Below are 3,136 nucleotides of genomic sequence, written 5' to 3' on the forward strand. Positions count from 1 at the left end.
TGCCGATGATGCCGCCCTGGGTGACGATCTGATCGCCCCGGCGCAGTTCCGACACCATCTTCTGATGCGCCTTGAGCTTCTTCTGCTGCGGCCGGATCAGCAGGAAATACATGATGGCGAAAATCAGGATCAGCGGCATGAACTGCATGATGGCGCTTCCGCCGCCACCGGCGGCCTGCGCATAGGCGGGAGATACGAACATGGATTACCCCTCGATTGGTCGGGGGCATGCCCCCTGACGATTGGCGGGCAACCTATGTGCGCCGGGCGCCAATGGCAAGGTGAAGCGGCGCTGCATCGCATGCAGCCTCATTGCCGGCACGCCGGACCCGGACGATGGTGGCGAATGGGCCCGACAGGCATCGTCGCTGCACGAGAGTCTGCCATGTACGGGAAAGCCGCGACCCTGACTCGCATGGGCGTACCGCATTGCCGAAAACTGGCGATGGCCCCGCCGCGCCAATGGGCGAATCTTGCCAAGCATGGTGGACCGGGGAATAAAGGCGCTTTCGTCTGCATGGGGCCTCGTGATTGGCATGATGATTGTTGCTTCTTCGACCGGGAATCTCACGCGAACAGCCTTCCGAGGCATTATCGGTGCCGTGCTTGTCGTCATCGCGTCCGTCGCCGCCGCGCCCGCGCAGCAGCCCGACATGCTGCCCGCCGATGCGCAGGCGGCATGGAACGCCATCGGGCGGGTCAATGTGGCGGGGCTCAGGGCGCGGTCGATGTGTACCGGCACGCTGGTGGCGCCAGATCTGGTGCTGACGGCGGCGCATTGCCTGTTCCGGGCCGACGGCAACATGGCGCGGGCCGGGGATGTGCATTTCGTCGCCGGCTGGCGCGGTGGCGAATATGTCGCCCATCGCACCGGAGCCGAGATTCTGCCGCATCCCGGTTACGACCCCGCCCTGCCGTCGCTCGCCTCGCAGGTGGCCTATGATTCGGCCTTCGTGCTGCTGGAAAGCCCGGTCGGGGCCGAAACCGTCTCGCCGCTGCCTCTGGCCGCCCTGCCCGAGGACGCATTCGACGTCGATCTCATCGGATACCGCCGCGACCGGCCGCATGCGCCCTCGCGTCAACCGGATTGCACCGTGGTCTGGCGCGATGCGGGGCGGCTTGGGCTCGATTGCCCGGTGATCCAGGGTGCTTCGGGCGGACCGGTACTGTGGAACGGGCCCGACGGCTGGCGGGTGGTCGGTCTGGTTTCGGCCTCGGCCAGCGGATCACCGCCGGTCCGCTCGCTCGCCGCCATTCCCCATGCCGCCCCGGACAGGCCGCCCGCCTTCTAGCGCTTGCCCCTTCCCTCCCGCGCCGGTTTGCGGCAAGACGCGGCGCAGGACCCATGGCCAGGGAGAGACCGATGCACGACATACGCTTCATCCGCGAAAACCCGGACGCATTCGATGCCGGCATGGCGCGGCTTGGCGTTTCGCCGGTCTCGGCCCGGATCCTTGCCATCGACAGCACCCGCCGCGAGAAAATCGCCGCAGCCGAGGCAGCACAGGCCATGCGCAACGCGGCCTCGAAACAGGTCGGTGCCGCCCGGGCACGCGGCGACGAGGCCGAATTCGAACGCCTGCGCGATCTGGTCGCCGGCAAGAAAGACGAGATCGCGGTACTGGAAGAACAGGCCAAGGCCGAGGATTTCCGCCTGAACGAATTGCTGTCCACCCTGCCCAACCTGCCGCTTGACGATGTGCCGGACGGCGCGGACGAAACCGGCAATGTTGAAATACGCCGCTGGGGCGCCCCGCGCGCCTTCGATTTTCAACCCAGGGAGCATTTCGATCTGGCCGCCGTTCAGCCGGGTATGGATTTCGCGACCGCCGCGAAACTTTCGGGCGCGCGCTTCGTGTTGCTGTCGGGGGCTGTGGCGCGCGTTCACCGGGCGCTGGCGCAGTTCATGCTCGACACCCACACCGCCGAACATGGCCTGACCGAGGTCAACGGCCCGGTTCTGGTGCGCGAGGAGGCGATGTTCGGCACCGGCCAGTTGCCGAAATTCGGCGAGGAAAGCTATCTGCTGCGCGAGGGGCTGTGGCTGATCCCCACATCAGAGGTGACGCTGACCAACACCGTCAGCGACACCATTGTCGAGGAAAGCTGCCTGCCACGCCGCTACACCGCGCATTCGCTGTGCTTCCGCTCCGAGGCGGGCAGTGCCGGCAAGGATACCGCCGGCATGCTGCGCCAGCACCAGTTCGAAAAGGTCGAGATGGTCTCGATCACCCATCCCGATGCCAGTCTGGACGAGCATGCGCGCATGACGCGTTGCGCCGAGAACATCCTCGAACGTCTCGGCCTGCCTTATCGCACCGTTGTTTTGTGCACCGGCGACATGGGCTTTGGCGCGCGCAAGACCCACGACATCGAGGTCTGGCTGCCCGGCCAGAACAGCTATCGCGAGATCTCGTCCGTCTCGGTCTGCGGCGATTTTCAGGCGCGGCGGATGAACGCCCGCTTCCGCCCCGAAGGTGGCGGAAAGCCCGAGTTCGTGCACACGCTGAACGGCTCGGGCCTCGCTGTCGGCCGCTGCCTGATCGCGGTGCTGGAGAACGGCCAGCAGGCCGATGGCTCTGTCGACCTGCCCGATGCGCTGCACCCGTGGCTGGGTGGCAAAACCCGCATCGACGCGGCGGGAATACTGGTTTAGACGCGCACTCGCCGGTACCGTAAACGGGTGCGTTCCATGGGTATGGAAGCCGTTTTCCGGGTCCACGACATCGGGCGGCGCAGATCGCCGACCGATCTGGGGCGCAACATTGAAATCCCTGACAATCGACCTGACAACCCACATCAATCTCGATAATCGCACCGAGCGGCACGCTTGCGGAACGCGCGGCGAAGTCATGACTTGCGTAACGGCGGATGCCGCCCTGCGGGACATGATGGAGATGGCAGGAATGCGTAACGGCGTTTGTCTGGCGGCCATGCTGGTCTTTGCCGCAATTCGGGTCGGCACTGAGACGGCCGTTGCCGACAGCGACGGAAGCGGCGGCTATTCGTTCGATGAACTTCGGGTCGCCTGTCCGGAACCGAGCAAAGACCTGTTCGACGAGATCGACTACGACGCGAGCGGCGCGGTCAGCCCCGGGGAACTCACCGATGCACAGGAACTGGAAATCCTGCCGGG

Annotated in this window: 4 protein-coding genes; 3 read left to right on the top strand and 1 reads right to left on the bottom strand. The window is 65.7% G+C overall.

Going from position 1 to position 3,136, the window contains the following annotated elements; all coding sequences use genetic code 11:
- Window positions 1–202: preprotein translocase subunit YajC (yajC, locus tag ACK5IR_RS09595; protein WP_416928283.1), on the bottom strand; the 202-nt coding region annotated here is incomplete at its 3' end.
- A gap of 400 nt (window positions 203–602) precedes the next feature.
- Between yajC and ACK5IR_RS09600 the strand changes: the two genes are divergently transcribed.
- The 3 genes from ACK5IR_RS09600 to ACK5IR_RS09610 all read left to right on the top strand — a co-directional run.
- Complete coding sequence (locus ACK5IR_RS09600; RefSeq protein ID WP_416928285.1) at window positions 603–1,292, top strand: trypsin-like serine peptidase; 690 nt, start codon at window positions 603–605, stop codon at window positions 1,290–1,292.
- A 71-nt stretch (window positions 1,293–1,363) separates the two neighbouring features.
- Window positions 1,364–2,656, top strand: a complete 1,293-nt coding sequence (gene serS, locus ACK5IR_RS09605; RefSeq protein WP_416928287.1) for a serine--tRNA ligase — start codon at window positions 1,364–1,366, stop codon at window positions 2,654–2,656.
- Window positions 2,657–2,906: 250 nt separating this feature from the next.
- On the top strand, window positions 2,907–3,136 hold a 230-nt coding region (locus tag ACK5IR_RS09610; protein ID WP_416928289.1), incomplete at its 3' end, for a hypothetical protein.

The sequence above is a fragment of the Tropicimonas sp. genome, assembly GCF_047971885.1.
Classification (GTDB): domain Bacteria; phylum Pseudomonadota; class Alphaproteobacteria; order Rhodobacterales; family Rhodobacteraceae; genus Tropicimonas.